This is a genomic window from Giesbergeria sinuosa, assembly GCF_042652905.1.
Lineage (GTDB): Bacteria > Pseudomonadota > Gammaproteobacteria > Burkholderiales > Burkholderiaceae_C > Simplicispira > Simplicispira sinuosa.
This window is the reverse complement of sequence record NZ_JBHSHJ010000016.1, coordinates 1-17,391: the sequence shown is the minus strand read 5'-3', so window position 1 is coordinate 17,391 and position 17,391 is coordinate 1. Positions and strand designations below refer to the sequence as shown.

The 17,391-nt window shown below is 56.5% G+C and carries 13 protein-coding genes and 1 tRNA gene; all 14 read right to left on the bottom strand.

The features are described from left to right. Position 1: 1 nt before the first annotated feature. Positions 2-2,272, bottom strand: coding sequence for a sensor histidine kinase (locus tag ACFO6X_RS14995; RefSeq protein ID WP_382434611.1), 2,271 nt, complete (start codon positions 2,270-2,272; stop codon positions 2-4). Continuing rightward, a complete protein-coding gene (locus tag ACFO6X_RS14990) occupies positions 2,269-2,892 on the bottom strand; it encodes a DUF4390 domain-containing protein (RefSeq protein WP_382434609.1) in 624 nt (207 codons plus the stop codon). The genes ACFO6X_RS14995 and ACFO6X_RS14990 overlap by 4 nt, the downstream gene beginning before the upstream one ends. Then, a complete protein-coding gene (gene rsmB, locus ACFO6X_RS14985) occupies positions 2,885-4,264 on the bottom strand; it encodes a 16S rRNA (cytosine(967)-C(5))-methyltransferase RsmB (protein ID WP_382434732.1) in 1,380 nt (459 codons plus the stop codon). Before rsmB ends, ACFO6X_RS14990 begins: the two co-directional genes overlap by 8 nt. Before the next feature lie 29 nt (positions 4,265-4,293). Continuing rightward, entirely contained in the window at positions 4,294-4,821 is a 528-nt protein-coding gene (locus ACFO6X_RS14980; protein ID WP_382434607.1) for a LemA family protein, read from the bottom strand. 128 nt (positions 4,822-4,949) lie between these two features. After that, positions 4,950-9,173 carry a DNA-directed RNA polymerase subunit beta' gene (rpoC, locus tag ACFO6X_RS14975; protein ID WP_382434605.1) on the bottom strand — a complete coding sequence of 1,408 codons (4,224 nt, stop codon included), beginning with the start codon at positions 9,171-9,173 and terminating at the stop codon, positions 4,950-4,952. Between the two features lie 20 nt (positions 9,174-9,193). Further along, positions 9,194-13,306: a DNA-directed RNA polymerase subunit beta gene (gene rpoB / locus ACFO6X_RS14970; protein WP_382434603.1), complete on the bottom strand. Its 4,113-nt coding sequence runs from the start codon at positions 13,304-13,306 to the stop codon at positions 9,194-9,196. Between the two features lie 271 nt (positions 13,307-13,577). Next, positions 13,578-13,955 carry a 50S ribosomal protein L7/L12 gene (rplL, locus tag ACFO6X_RS14965; RefSeq protein WP_382434601.1) on the bottom strand — a complete coding sequence of 126 codons (378 nt, stop codon included), beginning with the start codon at positions 13,953-13,955 and terminating at the stop codon, positions 13,578-13,580. A gap of 42 nt (positions 13,956-13,997) precedes the next feature. Continuing rightward, complete coding sequence (gene rplJ / locus ACFO6X_RS14960) at positions 13,998-14,525, bottom strand: 50S ribosomal protein L10 (protein ID WP_382434599.1); 528 nt, start codon at positions 14,523-14,525, stop codon at positions 13,998-14,000. A gap of 235 nt (positions 14,526-14,760) precedes the next feature. Next, entirely contained in the window at positions 14,761-15,456 is a 696-nt protein-coding gene (gene rplA, locus ACFO6X_RS14955) for a 50S ribosomal protein L1 (RefSeq protein WP_382434598.1), read from the bottom strand. Beyond that, positions 15,457-15,888 carry a 50S ribosomal protein L11 gene (gene rplK, locus ACFO6X_RS14950; RefSeq protein ID WP_382434596.1) on the bottom strand — a complete coding sequence of 144 codons (432 nt, stop codon included), beginning with the start codon at positions 15,886-15,888 and terminating at the stop codon, positions 15,457-15,459. It lies immediately after the preceding gene. 118 nt (positions 15,889-16,006) lie between these two features. Then, positions 16,007-16,597, bottom strand: coding sequence for a transcription termination/antitermination protein NusG (gene nusG, locus ACFO6X_RS14945; protein ID WP_382434594.1), 591 nt, complete (start codon positions 16,595-16,597; stop codon positions 16,007-16,009). Continuing rightward, positions 16,598-16,981 (bottom strand): preprotein translocase subunit SecE, encoded by a 384-nt coding sequence (gene secE / locus ACFO6X_RS14940; RefSeq protein ID WP_382434591.1) that lies wholly within the window; start codon positions 16,979-16,981, stop codon positions 16,598-16,600. 83 nt (positions 16,982-17,064) lie between these two features. Then, positions 17,065-17,140 (bottom strand) — tRNA-Trp (locus ACFO6X_RS14935). A gap of 12 nt (positions 17,141-17,152) precedes the next feature. After that, positions 17,153-17,391: EF-Tu C-terminal domain-related protein (locus ACFO6X_RS14930; protein WP_465253855.1), on the bottom strand; the 239-nt coding region annotated here is incomplete at its 5' end.

The window sequence follows — 17,391 nt, the reverse complement described above, 5'->3', positions numbered from 1 at the left end:
CTCACGAGGCGACCGCATGCTCAGGGACGAATGATAGCGATACTTGCGCCCCCAACACGATGCCATCTTCCAGACGGTTGGCCAGCTCAATACGGGCGCCGTGTTCATCGGCAATCTTCTTCACCACCGCCAACCCCAAGCCAGTCCCCCTGGCTTTGGTCGTGACATAAGGCTCAAAAGCACGCTGCAAAATATGCGTCGGAAACCCACCACCACGGTCACTGACCAGCAACCGTACTCGTCTGGCTGTGCGGCTCCAATGGGTGCTGATGCACACCGCTGGCAAAGGCAGCTGTGGGTCGGTGCGTGCCTGCTCCGTGGCATCCTGCGCATTCTGGAGTAGATTGTGGATCACTTGGCGCAACTGCTGGGCATCACCTGCAATCGGTGGACATTGTGGATCGAGTTGCACCTGCACTGGCACCCTGGCATGGTCGGATTCGTACAGATGCAACACATCTGTGACCAGTGCATTGAGCTGCAAAGGCTGCAATTCAGCCGCAGGCAGGCGGGCGTAGTCACGAAACTCATTGACCAGCCGCAACATGGCATCGACCTGCTGCACGATAGTGCGCACCGACTTGGTGAGCAATGCTTGCTCAGTAGCGGGCAATTTGCCCGAGAGCTTCATCTCCAACCGTTCAGCCGACAGTTGGATAGGTGTCAGCGGGTTCTTAATCTCGTGGGCCAGACGCCGGGCCACGTCACCCCACGCCTGTACGCGTTGGGCCGACACAATCTCAGAAATATCGTCAAACACCAGCAGACGGGCTGCATCAGGCAATTCGGCACCACGGGCTACCAAGCTGGTGGCATGGTGACCCGCTCCACTGGGGGAAGCGTGTAATTCAAAGGCATGTTCCCAATGGTCAGGGCCGTGCTCATCGCGGTGCTCCACAAAAGCAGCAAATTGCTGTTGCACCTCCACGGCAAAACCTTCCAGTCCCGGCACTTGGGCCAAAGGCCGCTCCCAGTAGGCAGCCAATGGAGCACGCAAAATGCGGGTTGCACTGGGGTTAGAAGAACGAATGCAGCCCTGTGCATCCAACACCACCACCCCCGCTGTCAGGTTGTCCAAAATCGTCTGCAACCGCGCACGGGCCGTATCCAGCGCCCCCATACTGCGCTCGGCGGTCTCGCGGGCGTCGGCCAGTTGCTGCGTCATCAAAGCAAATGAGCGGGTCAAGCCATCGAGCTCATCATGGCCTTGCAGCACCACCTTGGGGCGCAGATTGCCTGCAGCCACTTCTCTCACCCCTTCGGCCAGCACAAGCAGCGGTCGTGCCAATTGATTGCCTAACAAAATTGCCAGCAACAAGGCTGTGAAGACTGCCAAAAACAGACTCAGGGTCAGGGTGCCGATGTACATGCGGCGCAGCCCCTCCCGGGCCAGTGCCCGCTCCTGGTATTCACGGTTGGCCTCTTGCACGGCCAAGGCGTTGGCCAGCAGCACCGGTGCCAGTGGCACAGTGACCTGCAAAAAACGCTGTTCAGCCAACAGCCCCACGCTGGAGCTATTCACCAACGCGATGGCCTTGATACGCACTTCACGTCGGGAGGCCAGATTGGGCAAATCGTCCAGCCCCTCAATCTGTGCCACTGCCCGCTGCTCACGCACAGTACGCAATTGCTGTGCCGATAGCCGCTCTGGATGGAGCTGAAAGCTCGTCGGCCCGGCACTGGCTAACAACTGCCCCGAACCGCTCCACAGCAGCACATCCGTAGCCCCCAGCTCATCCCGAATCCGCTCCAGCGCCAGCCCAGCCGCCGCTGGAGAGACCTGAGCCACCTGAGTGCTGGCATTGCGCACCCTGGCTGCAGCTTCACTCACCTGGGTGTCCAATGTAGCCCTAGCCAAGCTCACGCCAGCGACCAACGCACCTTCCACCTTGACATCGAACCAACTCTCAATCGAACGTGAGACAAACTGGTACGACACCACATAAATCAACGCCCCCGGTGCCAGCCCCACCAAAGCAAAAATAGCGGCCAGCTTCACCAACAAACGGCTGCCAAAACGTCCCCGCCGCAGTCGAGCCACCAAACGCCACACCACCCACACCAACAAACCCAATAGGAACAAGGCCACAGCCACGTTGGTAGCAAACAGCCAAGCGTAGTTGTGCTCGTACAGCATCCGATTATTGGTGGCCAGCAGCAACAGAAACAGCAACAGCAAACCAATTACCACCATCACCGTGGTGCCTATACCCAACACCCAACGCACAGCACGGGACTTGGTATTCAAGTCGATAGGAAAGGGTACGGTCATGGCGCAAGCTCCCACAGCACCGGCTGACTGCCCTGCAAAACCAAATTCCAACTGGAGCGCCCCAACATGCCCACCTGCAAGGTTCGGGGTAGTTGGGACGTATCGAGGCGAAAACGCAATTGCACAACGTACTGCCCCCCAGCCTCCAAGGCGGGTGCATCGGCAATCTTCCAACGGGCAATCCGCTTCATGGCAGCCAAAGCCTCCGCCAAACTATCGTGGTTGTTTCCGGGCACTACGCCCAAACCGCTGCGGTCAATTGGAGACGGAGACACCACCAAACGCCAACGGCGCGTCAAAGGCTGATAGCTCAAACGCATATAGCGTACCGTCTGGGCCACGGTTTGCGCAGACCAGTACCACCGTTGACGCAGCACCTGCGCCTCTGCCACAAAAAACAAGGGGATGCCCTGCTGTAAGGCATCCTCAATCGCTTTGGGCAACTCTACAGGAAGCTCCGTGCTCAAATGCAAGCCCTCAGGGCTGCTATATACACGCAACTCCAGTGCATCTGTTGTGGGCTGCGCACCCAACAAGGGCGACCACAACACCAAACCACAACACAGCCATCCCCATAGCCACCAAATACCCCAGCGCCGCCGTAGTGTGCGTTCAGGCAAGGTCTTTTTGCAGCAGGGCGTAGAAAAATCCGTCGTGTTCACCCTCTGGATTGTCCGGGACGATGCGCCCTGCAACATCTACGCCAGGCAACAAATGTCCAGGCGATGACAAATGGCGTGCCGTAGTGTTGCGTGCAAGAAACGCCTGTACCTGCGCAGATCCCTCTGCCCGGAAAACAGAACAAGTGCAATACAACAAGCGGCCACCCGGTTGTAGCAACGGCCAGAGGGTGTCGAGTAAACGGGCCTGGATGAAGGCCAGTTGGGCAATATCGCTTTCACGGCGCAGCCAAGGCACATCGGGATGGCGGCGCACAATACCCGATGCCGTGCAAGGCGCATCCAACAAAATGGCATCAAACAAGGCACCACCACACTGCTGCTGCCACCAATCTTGCGGTCGGCTGGCATCAGCCACCAAGACCTGGGCATGCAGCCCCAAACGCTCTAACGTCTCATGAATACGCTGGGCACGTTGGGAGTCAATTTCCAACGCCGTCACCTGTAGTGGAGCCCCAACACCCGCATACTCCAGCAAATGGGCGGTTTTACCGCCCGGAGCAGCACAGGCATCCAACACCCGCAGGGGTTGCGACAAATCCATGCCCGCGAGCAGCAACGGTGCTGCCTGCTGTGCTGCGGCATCCTGCACCGAGACCCAACCTTGGGCAAAGCCCGGTAGCGTTTGCACAGGCACCGCCTGTTGCAATATCAGACCAGCCTCCCCCACCGCTACAGCGCCAATCCCTGCAACCTCTAGCGCCTGGTGGTACTGAAGTAACGTATTTTTCTGCAAATTCACACGCAGCACCATCGGTGCTTGCCGACGGTTGGCCTGCAATACCTGTTGCCAATGCTGCGGATGGTCTTGGCGCAGTCGCTGCACCCACCAATCTGGATGGTTCCATTGGGCCTGGACATCATTGCTCACCGCTTGCAACAGGCTGGCAGATTCACGCAAAAAACGGCGTAAGCAAGCATTCAAAAATCCTGCCTGCGCGCGGGTGCCTGCCTCCTGCTTAGCAGCCTCCACCGTCTGATTGACCAATGTGAAAGGCTCATACAGCGCCTGTTCCTGATCACAGCACAGGGCCAGTGCCACACACAGCAGCGCATCCACAGCGGGTGCGGGCTTGCGTGGGGCCAACACCCGACCCAAAGCCTGGGCACACCCCAGATGGCGCAACACCTGGAACAACAATGCCTGCACCCCCGGCCGCAAGGCAGGTGCCACAGATTCCAACACCGCAGTCCCTGAGCGGCCTTGGCGAACAGCGTGCAACGCCTGCGCTACTGCACGCAACTGCCGGGACAATGCCACGCCTTGGGCCGGCACTGCAGCATCAGCAACCACTGAGACTGCGGACTGCATACCCGAAATGGAGCGAGAGGCGGGTCTTTTCATAGAGGAATTGCTGCCTTAAAACCAAAAAAACGGGCCAACACCAACGCAGGAAACTGGGCAATTGCCTCGTTGTACTGCACTACAGCATGGTTGAACTGCTCTATAGCCAATGTATTTTGCAGTTGATGTTGCTCCCAACGCTGCGCCCAAGGGGCCCATATTTCAGCAGAAACATCGGGGCCAGCCAGCAATGCAGCCCAAGCCCCATCCAACGCCTGACGGGCTGCCACCAACTCCGCAGCCACCTCCGACTGCAAAGGCCGCGCACGGGCTACCGCTAGGCAAGCAGCAAAGCGATTCATGGCGGCCAGCCATTCTGGCCGCCCCGACACAATCACCCGCCCTGCCGTCACCTGTGCGGCATCACATTCGCCCAACATCGCCAACATGCGTACCCAATGGGCATCTAGACCACCAAAAGCCTGCAATGCTGCTGAACGCAAGCGCACGATGCGGTGGTAAGCCCCCACCGCCCAAAACACCATGATGGCAAGAACACCCCAAAAAACAGACGAAGACAACATACACTTTCTTTTCCCATGCCCCATGCGGTGCAGGCATGGCCCACCGAACGGTTGGCACCAGAAAAAACTCCCGGCCTGTTGCTTCCGCAACAGACCGGGAGCCAGCAGTTACACGCTACAGCCGGTGATCAATCAGCAGCGGCGTCGTGTGTGTCTGCCTCTGTGTCAGACAGATCGATACTGGCCATTTCAGCCGCTTCAGCCTCGGCAATGGCGCGACGCTCGGCATCGTCCATCGCCTCTTTGGCTTTGCGGGCCTGATGGTAGGCCATACCAGTGCCCGCAGGAATCAAGCGGCCAACGATCACGTTTTCTTTCAGACCACGCAGCTCGTCCTTCTTGCCCATGATGGCTGCTTCGGTCAGCACACGGGTCGTTTCTTGGAACGAAGCAGCCGAGATGAACGAATCGGTAGACAACGACGCCTTGGTAATACCCAACAACAAGTTGCTGTAGGTAGCTGGGATCTTGTCCTCGCCCTGCAAAGCATCATTAGTGTTGAGAATTTCAGAACGTTCGACCTGCTCACCAGCAATGTAGGTGGAATCGCCTGGGTTCTCCACCACCACGCGGCGCAGCATCTGGCGCACGATCACTTCAATGTGCTTGTCATTGATCTTCACGCCCTGCAAGCGGTACACATCCTGCACTTCATCCACGATGTAGCGCGAGAGTTCTTCCATACCCAACAGACGCAAAATATCTTGCGGATCGGCCGGGCCGTCCACAATCAGTTCGCCCTTGTTGACCACCTGGCCTTCGTGCACCAAGATGTTCTTTTCCTTGGGGATCAGTTCTTCCCACACCTTGCCATCGGGGTCGGTGATTTGCAAACGCACCTTGCCTTTGGTCTCTTTGCCGAAGGAAATAGTACCCGTGGCTTCAGCCAATGTGCCCTTGTCCTTGGGAGTACGGGCTTCAAACAGTTCGGCCACACGGGGCAAACCGCCGGTAATGTCGCGGGTCTTTTGACCTTCGATTGGGATACGGGCCAGCACTTCGCCGGGGCCGACATCCTGACCATCGCGCACCTGAATCAGCGCACCCACTTGGAAGCCAATCGTCACCGAATGGTCGGTACCCGGAATCTTGACTTCGTTGCCGTTGGCATCGATCAGCTTGACTTGTGGCTTGACCACCTTGGTGGAGCCACGGCGCTTGGGATCGATGACCACCAGCGTTGACAAGCCGGTCACTTCATCGACCTGCTTGGCTACCGTCAAACCTTCTTCCACGTTCTCGAACTTGGCCTGACCGGCAAATTCGGTAATGATGGGGCGGGTCAGCGGGTCCCAGTTGGCCAAAATCGTGCCCGCCTTGATGGTTTGGTCGGGTTTGATGGTCAAGATAGCGCCATAAGGCACCTTGTGACGCTCACGCTCGCGACCATGCTCGTCCTGAATGACGATTTCACCAGAGCGGGAAATCACCACCAGCTCACCCTTGGTGTTGGTCACATAACGCATCGTGGCATTGAAGCCAATGATACCGTTGGACTTGGCTTCCACGCTGGAGGCAATAGCCGCACGCGATGCCGCACCACCAATGTGGAAGGTACGCATGGTCAGCTGTGTGCCGGGCTCACCGATGGACTGGGCCGCAATCACACCCACAGCTTCGCCCAGGTTGATCAAACCACCACGGCCCAAATCGCGGCCATAGCAGCGAGCACACAAACCAAAGCGGGTTTCGCAGGTCAGGGCGGTACGCACGCGCACTTCATCCACACCGGCCTGTTCCAGTTCTTCGATCAGGTCTTCTTCCAGCATCTGACCCGGTTGCACCAGCACAGCCCGTGTTTCTGGGTGCAGCACTTCTTCAGCAGCAGTACGACCCAAAATACGCTCGCGCAGCGATTCGATCACTTCACCGCCTTCAACGATGGCACGCATCAAAGCGCCATTGGCTGTGCCGCAATCCTCTTCGGTCACGACCAAATCCTGCGTCACATCGACCAAACGGCGGGTCAGGTAACCCGAGTTGGCCGTCTTCAGCGCCGTATCCGCCAGACCCTTACGGGCACCGTGGGTGGAGATAAAGTACTGCAACACGTTCAGACCTTCACGGAAGTTGGCCGTGATAGGGGTCTCGATGATGGAGCCATCGGGCTTGGCCATCAGGCCACGCATACCAGCCAACTGACGAATCTGAGCGGCAGAACCCCGAGCACCCGAGTCGGCCATCATGTAGATGGCGTTAAACGACTCTTGCTCCACTTCCTTGCCGTGGCGGTCGGTAGTCTTTTGCTTGGCCAATTGGGCCATCATGACCTTAGAGACCTCGTCACCGGCCTTGCCCCAGATATCCACCACCTTGTTGTAGCGTTCACCAGAAGTCACCAGACCCGAGACATATTGCTGCTCGATCTCTTTGACTTCCTTCTCGGCACGCTCCAAGATGCCCTGCTTTTCCTTGGGCACCAGCATATCGTCCACCGCAATGGAGATACCAGCACGTGTCGCCAAACGGAAGCCGTTTTGCAGCAGCTTGTCGGCAAAGACTACGGTTTCCTTCAAACCGCACTTGCGGAACGAGACGTTGATGAGTTTGGAAATTTCCTTCTTCTTCAGCGCCTTGTTGATATTCTCAAACGGCAGCCCCTTGGGCAGGATTTCCGACAACAGAGCACGGCCTGCAGTGGTTGGCACCAGCGCGGTAGAAGGCACAAACTCGCCCGTGACCTTGTCCTTAGTCCACTGGGTCAGGCGCACGGTGATTTTGGCGTTGAGTTCCACCTCACCACCATCGAGCGCACGTTGCACCTCGCCGGTGTCAGCAAACACCAGACCTTCACCCTTGCCATTGATCTTGTCACGGGTAGCGTGGTACAGGCCCAGCACCACGTCTTGCGAGGGCACAATCGAGGGCTCGCCCGAGGCTGGGAACAGCACATTGTTGGAGGCCAGCATCAAAGTGCGGGCTTCCATTTGTGCTTCCACCGACAGCGGAACGTGCACAGCCATCTGGTCACCGTCAAAGTCGGCGTTAAAGGCCGCGCAAACCAGTGGGTGCAGTTGAATCGCCTTGCCTTCGATCAGAATCGGCTCAAACGCTTGGATACCCAAACGGTGCAGCGTAGGCGCACGGTTGAGCATCACGGGATGCTCTTTGATCACCTCTTCCAAAATGTCCCACACCACCGGGGTGCCAGATTCCACTTCTTTTTTGGCCGCTTTGATGGTGGTGGCAATGCCACGCTGTTCCAACTGGGCAAAAATGAAGGGCTTGAACAGTTCCAGCGCCATCAGCTTGGGCAGGCCGCACTGGTGCAACTTGAGGGTTGGGCCCACGGTAATGACGGAACGGCCCGAGTAGTCGACGCGCTTACCCAGCAAGTTCTGGCGGAAACGGCCGCTCTTACCCTTGATCATGTCGGCCAAGGACTTGAGGGCGCGCTTGTTGGCGCCCGTCATGGCCTTGCCACGGCGGCCATTGTCCAGCAGGCTGTCCACGGCTTCTTGCAGCATCCGCTTTTCGTTGCGGGCAATGATTTCTGGAGCCTTCAGTTCCAGCAAACGGCGCAGACGGCTGTTACGGTTGATAACCCGGCGGTACAGATCGTTCAGGTCGGAGGTAGCAAAACGGCCACCGTCCAGTGGCACCAGCGGACGCAAATCCGGTGGCAACACAGGCAGCACTTCCAGCACCATCCATTCGGGCTTGATGCCCGACTTCTTGAACGCTTCGAGCACCTTCAGGCGCTTGGCATTCTTTTTGACCTTGACTTCAGAGCCGGTCAAGTCACCACGCAGGCGCTCAATTTCGCTCTCAATGTCAATGCTTTCGAGCAGATCCTTGATGCCTTCGGCACCCATCTTGGCAACAAACTCATCGCCATACTCTTTCACCTTGGCATCGTAGTCGTCTTCCGACATGATGCTGAACTTCTTCAGCGGCGTCATGCCGGGGTCGGTGATGACATAAGCTTCAAAGTACAGCACACGCTCAATGTCGCGCAGGGTCATGTCCAGCACCATGCCCAAACGCGAAGGCAAGGACTTGAGGAACCAGATATGGGCGCAAGGCGCGGCCAAGTCGATATGGCCCATGCGCTCGCGGCGCACCTTGGTCTGCGTCACTTCTACGCCGCACTTTTCGCAGATCACGCCACGGTGCTTCAGGCGTTTGTACTTGCCGCACAGGCATTCGTAGTCTTTGATGGGGCCAAAAATTTTGGCGCAAAACAAACCATCACGCTCGGGCTTGAAAGTGCGGTAGTTGATGGTTTCGGGCTTTTTCACCTCGCCAAAAGACCAAGAACGGATCTTCTCAGGCGAGGCCATGCCGATGCGAATGGCATCGAAATGCTCATCGGGCGTAAATTGCTTGAACAGGTCGAGTAACGATTTCATAAGACTCTTTCCCTTTCAAATTAGGAGCGTTCCAGTTCGATGTCCAAGCCCAAGGAGCGAATTTCCTTGACCAGCACATTGAACGATTCGGGCATACCAGCTTCGATGGCGTGTTCGCCCTTGACGATGCTTTCGTACACCTTGGTGCGGCCCACCACGTCATCGGATTTGACGGTGAGCATTTCTTGCAGCACGTAAGAAGCACCATAGGCTTCCAGCGCCCACACTTCCATTTCACCGAAACGCTGACCACCAAACTGTGCCTTACCACCCAGCGGCTGCTGTGTAACCAGCGAGTATGGGCCGGTAGAGCGGGCGTGCATCTTGTCATCAACCAAGTGGTGCAGCTTGAGGTAATGCATATAGCCGATGGTGGTGGGACACTCAAAACGCTCACCTGTGCGGCCATCGTACAAATAGGCTTGGGTGCGGGTGGGGGTCAAACCCTTCTTGGCAGCAATATCGTCTGGATAGGCCAACTTGAGCATATCCTTGATTTCTTGTTCCGAAGCACCATCAAACACCGGCGTGGCATAAGGCACGCCGCTGGTCAGGTTCTGCGCCATCGCCAAGATATCTGCATCGCTCAGTTGCGACAGGTCTTCTTGGCGGCCACGCGAGTTGTACACCTCTTCCAAGAATTTGCGCAGCTCGGCCACCTTGACTTCTTGGCGCAGCATTTCGTCAATGCGCTGACCAATGCCCTTACCAGCCCAGCCCAAATGCACTTCCAGCACCTGCCCAATGTTCATCCGCGAGGGCACACCCAGCGGGTTGAGCACGATATCGGCAGGCGTGCCATCGGCCATGTGGGGCATATCTTCCACGGGCACGATCTTCGAGACCACACCCTTGTTACCGTGGCGACCGGCCATCTTGTCACCGGGCTGCAAGCGGCGCTTCACAGCCAGATAGACCTTGACCATCTTGAGCACACCAGCGGGCAGCTCATCGCCTTGGGTGAGCTTTTTGCGCTTTTCTTCAAACGACAAGTCAAAGCTGTGGCGCGTTTGCTCCAAAGCATTTTTGATGCTTTCGAGTTGTGCAGCCACCACCTCATCCGCAGGCCGAATATCAAACCAGTGGAATTTCTCCACCGAGTTCAGATAGGCCTTGTCGATCTTCGTACCCTTGAGCAACTTTTGTGGGCCACCGTTGGCTACCTTGCCATCGAGCAGCTTCTCGATACGATCAAAGGCATCGGCCTCCACAATGCGCAACTGGTCGTTCAAATCCAGGCGATAGCGTTTGGGTTCATCATCGATGATCTGCTGGGCGCGCTTATCGCGCTGAATGCCTTCGCGGGTAAAGACCTGCACATCGATCACCACGCCTTGCGAACCTTGCGAAACGCGCAGCGAGGTATCCTTCACGTCCGAAGCCTTCTCGCCAAAAATGGCGCGCAACAGCTTTTCTTCGGGCGTGAGCGTGGTTTCGCCCTTGGGCGTCACCTTACCGACCAGCGTATCACCGGGCTGCACTTCGGCACCCACGTAGATGATGCCAGACTCATCCAGACGGTTGAGTTGCTGCTCCGACAGGTTGGGAATATCGCGGGTGATTTCTTCTGCGCCCAACTTGGTATCGCGGGCCATGACCACCAGTTCTTCGATATGGATCGAGGTGTAGCGGTCTTCAGCCACCACACGCTCCGAGATCAAAATCGAGTCCTCGAAGTTGTAGCCATTCCAAGGCATGAAGGCGATCAGCATATTCTGACCGATGGCGATTTCGCCCAAATCGGTAGAAGCACCGTCGGCAATCACATCGCCCTTGGCCAGCTTATCGCCACGCTTGACGATAGGACGCTGGTGGATGTTGGTGTTCTGGTTGGAGCGTTGGTATTTGATGAGGTTGTAGATGTCTACACCCACTTCACCAGCCACGGCCTCCGCATCATTGACGCGGATCACGATGCGGGTGGCATCCACATAATCCACCACACCGCCCCGGCTGGCCGTCACCACGGTGCCCGAGTCGACAGCGGCCACACGCTCAATACCAGTACCGACCATCGGTTTTTCTGGACGCAGCACAGGCACAGCCTGACGTGACATGTTGGCGCCCATCAGCGCGCGGTTGGCGTCATCGTGCTCCAAGAACGGCACCAGCGATGCGGCCACCGACACGATCTGTGCAGGCGACACATCCATGTACTGGATACGTTCAGCACTCACCAGCACCGACTCACCCTTCTCACGGGCCGAAACCAAATCACCCGTCAGGCGGCCTTCAGCGTCCAGCACCGCATTGGCCTGCGCGATGATGTATTTGCCTTCCTCAATGGCGGACAAATAATCAATCTCGTTCGTGACCTTGCCGTCGGCCACGCGGCGATAAGGGGTTTCGATGAAACCGTACTCATTCAGGCGCGCATACAGAGCCAGCGAATTGATCAGACCAATGTTCGGGCCTTCAGGCGTTTCGATAGGGCACACCCGACCATAGTGGGTTACGTGCACGTCACGCACTTCAAAGCCAGCACGCTCACGCGTCAAACCACCAGGGCCCAGGGCCGAAACGCGACGCTTGTGCGTAATTTCGGCCAGCGGGTTGGTTTGATCCATAAACTGCGACAACTGCGAAGCACCAAAGAACCCTTTCAGTGCAGCAGAAATCGGCTTGGAGTTGATCAGATCGTGCGGCATCAGCGGGTCTTGCTCAGCCTGACCCAAACGCTCTTTCACCGCCTTTTCAATCCGAGCCAAACCGGTACGGTACTGGTTTTCGGCCAATTCGCCCACGCAGCGCACACGACGGTTGCCCAAGTGGTCAATGTCGTCCACTTCGCCCTTACCGTTGCGCAAGTCCACCAAGATCTTGACCACAGCCAAGATGTCTTCATTGGTCAGCACCATCGGGCCAGTAGCCCCATCTGTACCCACCTTGGCATTGAACTTCATCCGGCCCACGCGCGACAGATCGTAGGTATCGGGGTTGTAGAACAGCCGCTGGAACAACGCCTGCACAGCATCCTCAGTGGGCGGCTCGCCGGGGCGCATCATGCGGTAGATGGCAACACGGGCTTGGAATTCGTCGGTGGTTTCGTCAATGCGCAAGGTCTGGCTGATATAAGCGCCTTGATCGAGCTCATTGGTATAGATGCACTGCAAATCACGCACGCCCGCCGAACGCAGCTTCTTCAACAACGCTTCGGTCAGCTCTTCGTTGGCCTTGGCCAAAATTTCGCCCGTATCGGGATCGACCACCGCACGAGCCACCACACGGCCCAACAAGAAATCCTCGGGCACCGTGATGTGGGTCGTGCCGGATTGCTCCAAATCGCGCGTGTGGCGAGCCGTCACGCGCTTGTCTTTGGCCACCACGACTTTGCCAGACTTGTCCGTGATATCAAAACGGGCCACTTCACCGCGCAGACGTTCGGCCACGTATTCCATCTGGGCACCGTTGTCCATCAGACGGAAATTGTCATTGACAAAGAAGTTGGCCAAGATCGATTCGGGATTCAGACCAATCGCCTTGAGCAAAATCGTGACCGGCATCTTGCGACGACGGTCGACACGGAAATACAAAACATCCTTGGGATCAAACTCGAAATCGAGCCACGAACCACGGTAAGGAATGATACGAGCCGAAAACAACAACTTGCCCGAGCTGTGCGTCTTGCCCTTGTCGTGTTCAAAGAACACGCCTGGGGAACGGTGCAACTGCGACACAATCACGCGCTCAGTACCATTGATGATGAACGAGCCTTTAGTGGTCATGAGCGGTACTTCGCCCATGTACACTTCTTGCTCTTTCACTTCCTTGACCACTTTGGATTGTGATGTGGAAGACTCGCGGTCATAAATGATGAGCTGCACCTTGGCGCGCACCGCCGAAGCAAAAGTCAAACCACGGGTCTGGCATTCGCGCACATCAAAAGCAGGCTTGGCCAAGTTGTATTCGAGAAACTTCATCTCGACAAAACCGTTGTGCGACACAATCGGGAAAGCGGCATTAAACGCTGCCTGCAATCCTTCATTGGTACGCTTCTTAGGCGGTACGTCCGCTTGCAGGAAGGCAGTGTATGCATCTTTCTGCATCTGCAGCAGATAAGGAACCTCCAGCACGCTGTCGCGGCTGCCGAAACTTTTGCGAATTCGCTTGCGTTCGGTGTAGGAATAGGCCATGAGATCTCCGGGAAAAGACTTGAGTCCAGGGTCTGCGACGACGGACCCGTGGGCAACACACCCTGCGGGCTTGGCGGTTGGCCACTACCAACCATGGCGGACGGCGATGCCTTGCACATCGCCCGAACCAAGGCATCTTCTGCTGTCGGGTGGTCAGAAGACACTAGGAAACAACAATTTTTGCTGCTTTCTGGTGCACTCTGAAGAAAGCTCCATAAGCGCCAAAGGCTGGGGTCTCTTTTCCGAGACCCCAGCCTAATCGAAAAACTGATTACTTCAGTTCGACCTTGGCGCCAGCATCTTCCAGCTTCTTCTTAGCGGCTTCAGCGTCAGCCTTGGACAGGCCTTCCTTCACAGCCTTAGGAGCGCCGTCCACGACGTCCTTGGCTTCCTTCAGGCCCAGGCCAGTGATTTCACGCACAGCCTTGATCACGGACACCTTGTTGGCGCCGGCATCGGTCAGGATGACGTTGAACTCGGTTTGCTCTTCAGCAGCAGCAGCGCCGGCACCGGCACCAGCGGCAGCAGGAGCAGCCATAGCGGCGGCGCTCACGCCAAACTTCTCTTCAATGGCCTTGACCAGGTCATTGAGTTCCAGAACCGTCATGCTGTCCAGCGCGGCCAAAAATGCGTCTTTATCGAATGCCATTTGAATTTCCTAACAATATTGGTTACTACAGGTGGGCCGCAATTACGCTGCCACAGCCTCTGCGGGTGCAGCTTCTGCTGCGCCAGCGCCACGTTGCTCTGCCAGTGCGGCCAACACGCGGGCCGTACGGGAGATGGGGGATTGCATCAAGCCCAGCAACTGAGCCAGCAACACTTCCTTGGAAGGGATGTTGGCCAACTGCTTTACACCGTCGACATCCAAGGCCTTGCCTGCAAACGCGCCACCGCGAATCACCAACTTGTCATTGGTTTTCGCGAAGTCGGCCACCACCTTAGCGGCAGCCACTGCGTCTTCAGAGAAGCCATAGATCAGCGGGCCAGTCATCTGGTCAGCCACCACGTCAAAACCGGTACCGGCCACAGCACGGCGTGCCAAAGTGTTTTTCAGAACACTCAGGGTCACACCCTTGCTGCGGGCATCGACACGCAGTTTGGTCATGTCAGCCACCGTGATGCCACGGTATTCCGCAATCACCAGCGTTTGAGCTTTAGCGGCGAGGCTGGTCACTTCATTGATGACCGCTTCTTTCTCACTGCGATTAAGACTCAAGGTCTACTCCTTAAATTGTGGGGTGCAGGCAGCAGCCCTAACCCACGCTCTTGTTGCAGCGACCAACTGTTTTGGAAAGATTCCATCTGCAGCGGGATCGCCATCTGCGTTGGCTTAGGTATTTAAGTGCCTTTTGACGGGCACACCAACGGTCTTGGATAGCCTGTAGCTTTTTGACGAACTACAGCCCACCACATCAGGCCACCGTTTCAGATAGCCCGAAGATTTTTTGCAATTACGCTGCGATGGATTGCGTATCCACACGGACGCCCAGGCCCATGGTGGAAGAAACCGCCACCTTACGCAGATACAAGCCCTTGCTGGTAGCAGGCTTGGCCTTGTTCAGGGCGTCAATCAGTGCAGCCAAGTTGCCTTGCAACTTATCATCGCCAAATGAACGACGACCGATGGTGCTGTGGATGATACCGGCCTTGTCCACACGGAACTGCACCTGACCAGCCTTGGCGTTCTTCACTGCCGTAGCCACATCAGGCGTCACAGTGCCCACTTTAGGGTTAGGCATCAGACCACGGGGGCCCAAGATTTGACCCAAAGTACCCACCACACGCATAGCGTCAGGCGCAGCGATCACCACGTCAAAGGGCATATCGCCAGCCTTGACCATAGCGGCCAAGTCGTCCATGCCCACAATGTCAGCACCGGCTGCCTTAGCTTCCTCAGCTTTGGCACCTTGTGCAAACACAGCAACACGGGTGGTCTTGCCAGTACCATTGGGCAGCACCACAGCGCCACGCACCACTTGATCCGACTTCTTGGCATCTACGCCCAACTGCACCGCCACGTCGATGGACTCGTCAAACTTGGCAGTAGCTGCCTCTTTAACGATTACCAGCGCCTCAGCGATAGGATACAGCTTGGTGGTTTCGACCTTGCCTTGCAGGGCTTTTTGTTTCTTGGTCAGCTTGGCCATTTACACACCCTCCACAGCCACACCCATGGAACGGGCAGAACCAGCGATCGTACGCACAGCAGCATCCAAGCTGGCAGCGTTCATGTCTTTCATCTTGGTCTTGGCAATTTCTTCCAGCTGTTCGCGGGTGATCTTGCCCACCTTCGAGCTCAGGGGGTTCGAAGAACCTTTGTCGAGCTTGATGGCTTTCTTGATCAGCACAGTGGCTGGAGGCGTCTTGATGACGAATGTGAAGCTCTTGTCTGCAAATGCGGTAATCACCACAGGCAATGGCAGACCGGGTTCAACACCTTGGGTCTGGGCATTAAATGCCTTGCAGAATTCCATGATGTTGAGACCACGTTGACCCAGCGCGGGACCAATGGGTGGTGAGGGGTTGGCCTTACCAGCTGGCACTTGCAGCTTGATGAAGCCGACGATTTTCTTCGCCATGACTTACTCCTTGCGGGTCAACGCCTGCGACACAGCACAGGCTCCCCGGGGTTAACGACTCGATTTATCAACCAGGCACTGAGTCGGGAAGTGCCATCAACCATGCCAGAAAAAAAGATCAGGTCTTTTCTACTTGGCTAAATTCAAGCTCCACAGGTGTGGAGCGGCCAAAAATCATGACCGAAACGCGGACACGATTTTTCTCGTAATTGACATCTTCCACCGAGCCATTGAAATCGGTGAACGGGCCTTCTTTGACGCGCACCATCTCGCCCACCATGAACTCCACCTTATGGCGAGGCTTATCGGTGCCTTCTTGCATCTGGCTAACGATCTTTTGCACCTCGTCTTCAGAGATAGGCGCTGGACGATTTTTGGCGCCACCCACAAAGCCAGTCACTTTGCTGGTGTGCTTGACCAAATGCCAAGTCTCGTCGTCCATGACCATCTCGACAAAGACGTAACCTGGAAATAAACGGCGCTCAGTGGTTTTGCGCTGGCCGTTTTTCATCTCGACCACTTCTTCGGTCGGCACCAACACACGACCGAATTTGGCGGTCATACCAGAACGCACTACACGCTCTGCAATATTGCGCTCCACCGCCTTTTCCATGCCTGAGTAAGCATGGACGATGTACCAGCGCAGATCAGGATTCTGGGCTGAGTTGGCAGCCGACGCAGAGGCATCCACTTCAACGGTAGCTGTCATTTATTTTCTCCAACCAAGAATAAGGTCATAAAACACCCATTCCAATGTTTTATCCGTGATCCAAAGAAACAGTGCCATGACCACTACAAAACCAAAAACATAGAGGGTCATCTGCACGGCCTCTTTACGGGAGGGCCAGACCACCTTCTTAGCTTCGCGCCAGGCATCTCGACCGAATGCAGTAAATTGACGTCCAGGTTCAGAAATGAGAAAAACGGCCACTGCAGCAACCAACCCAACCAACAAAGCCGCCCACTGCACTATTGGGCCTTGTTTGCCGAAGGCATAAAAAGCAGCCACGGCAGCAATCACCAGCACAGCCACAGCAGCCAATTTTGCCTTGTCTGCACCAGTATTTACTGTCTCAACCTGCGAAGTAGTCATTCTCTGCTTTCCTGTATCGCCACGCCATTGCAGACGGCGAAGCCCGCCAGAGACTGGCGGGCTTAACTTTTGCCATGATTAGATGGCAGGGGCAGTAGGAATCGAACCTACAACCTTCGGTTTTGGAGACCGACGCTCTGCCAATTGAGCTATACCCCTTTTAGCTGAAAATTAGGCGAGGATCTTGGCAACCACGCCAGCGCCGACGGTACGACCGCCTTCGCGGATAGCGAAGCGCAGACCTTCTTCCATAGCGATGGGGTTGATCAGCTTGACCGTGATTGACACGTTGTCACCAGGCATCACCATTTCTTTGCCTTCGGGCAGTTCGATGGCGCCAGTCACGTCGGTGGTACGGAAGTAGAACTGGGGGCGGTAGTTGTTGAAGAAGGGGGTGTGGCGGCCGCCTT

Bases quoted from the DNA above. Each gene is read 5' to 3' on its own strand.
- ACFO6X_RS14995 (WP_382434611.1), bottom strand. From the start codon at position 2,272: ATGACCGTACCCTTTCCTATCGACTTGAATACCAAGTCCCGTGCTGTG.
- rsmB (WP_382434732.1), bottom strand. From the start codon at position 4,264: ATGCAGTCCGCAGTCTCAGTGGTTGCTGATGCTGCAGTGCCGGCCCAA.
- ACFO6X_RS14980 (WP_382434607.1), bottom strand. From the start codon at position 4,821: ATGTTGTCTTCGTCTGTTTTTTGGGGTGTTCTTGCCATCATGGTGTTT.
- rpoC (WP_382434605.1), bottom strand. From the start codon at position 9,173: ATGAAATCGTTACTCGACCTGTTCAAGCAATTTACGCCCGATGAGCAT.
- rpoB (WP_382434603.1), bottom strand. From the start codon at position 13,306: ATGGCCTATTCCTACACCGAACGCAAGCGAATTCGCAAAAGTTTCGGC.
- rplL (WP_382434601.1), bottom strand. From the start codon at position 13,955: ATGGCATTCGATAAAGACGCATTTTTGGCCGCGCTGGACAGCATGACG.
- rplA (WP_382434598.1), bottom strand. From the start codon at position 15,456: ATGGCCAAGCTGACCAAGAAACAAAAAGCCCTGCAAGGCAAGGTCGAA.
- rplK (WP_382434596.1), bottom strand. From the start codon at position 15,888: ATGGCGAAGAAAATCGTCGGCTTCATCAAGCTGCAAGTGCCAGCTGGT.
- nusG (WP_382434594.1), bottom strand. From the start codon at position 16,597: ATGACAGCTACCGTTGAAGTGGATGCCTCTGCGTCGGCTGCCAACTCA.
- secE (WP_382434591.1), bottom strand. From the start codon at position 16,981: ATGACTACTTCGCAGGTTGAGACAGTAAATACTGGTGCAGACAAGGCA.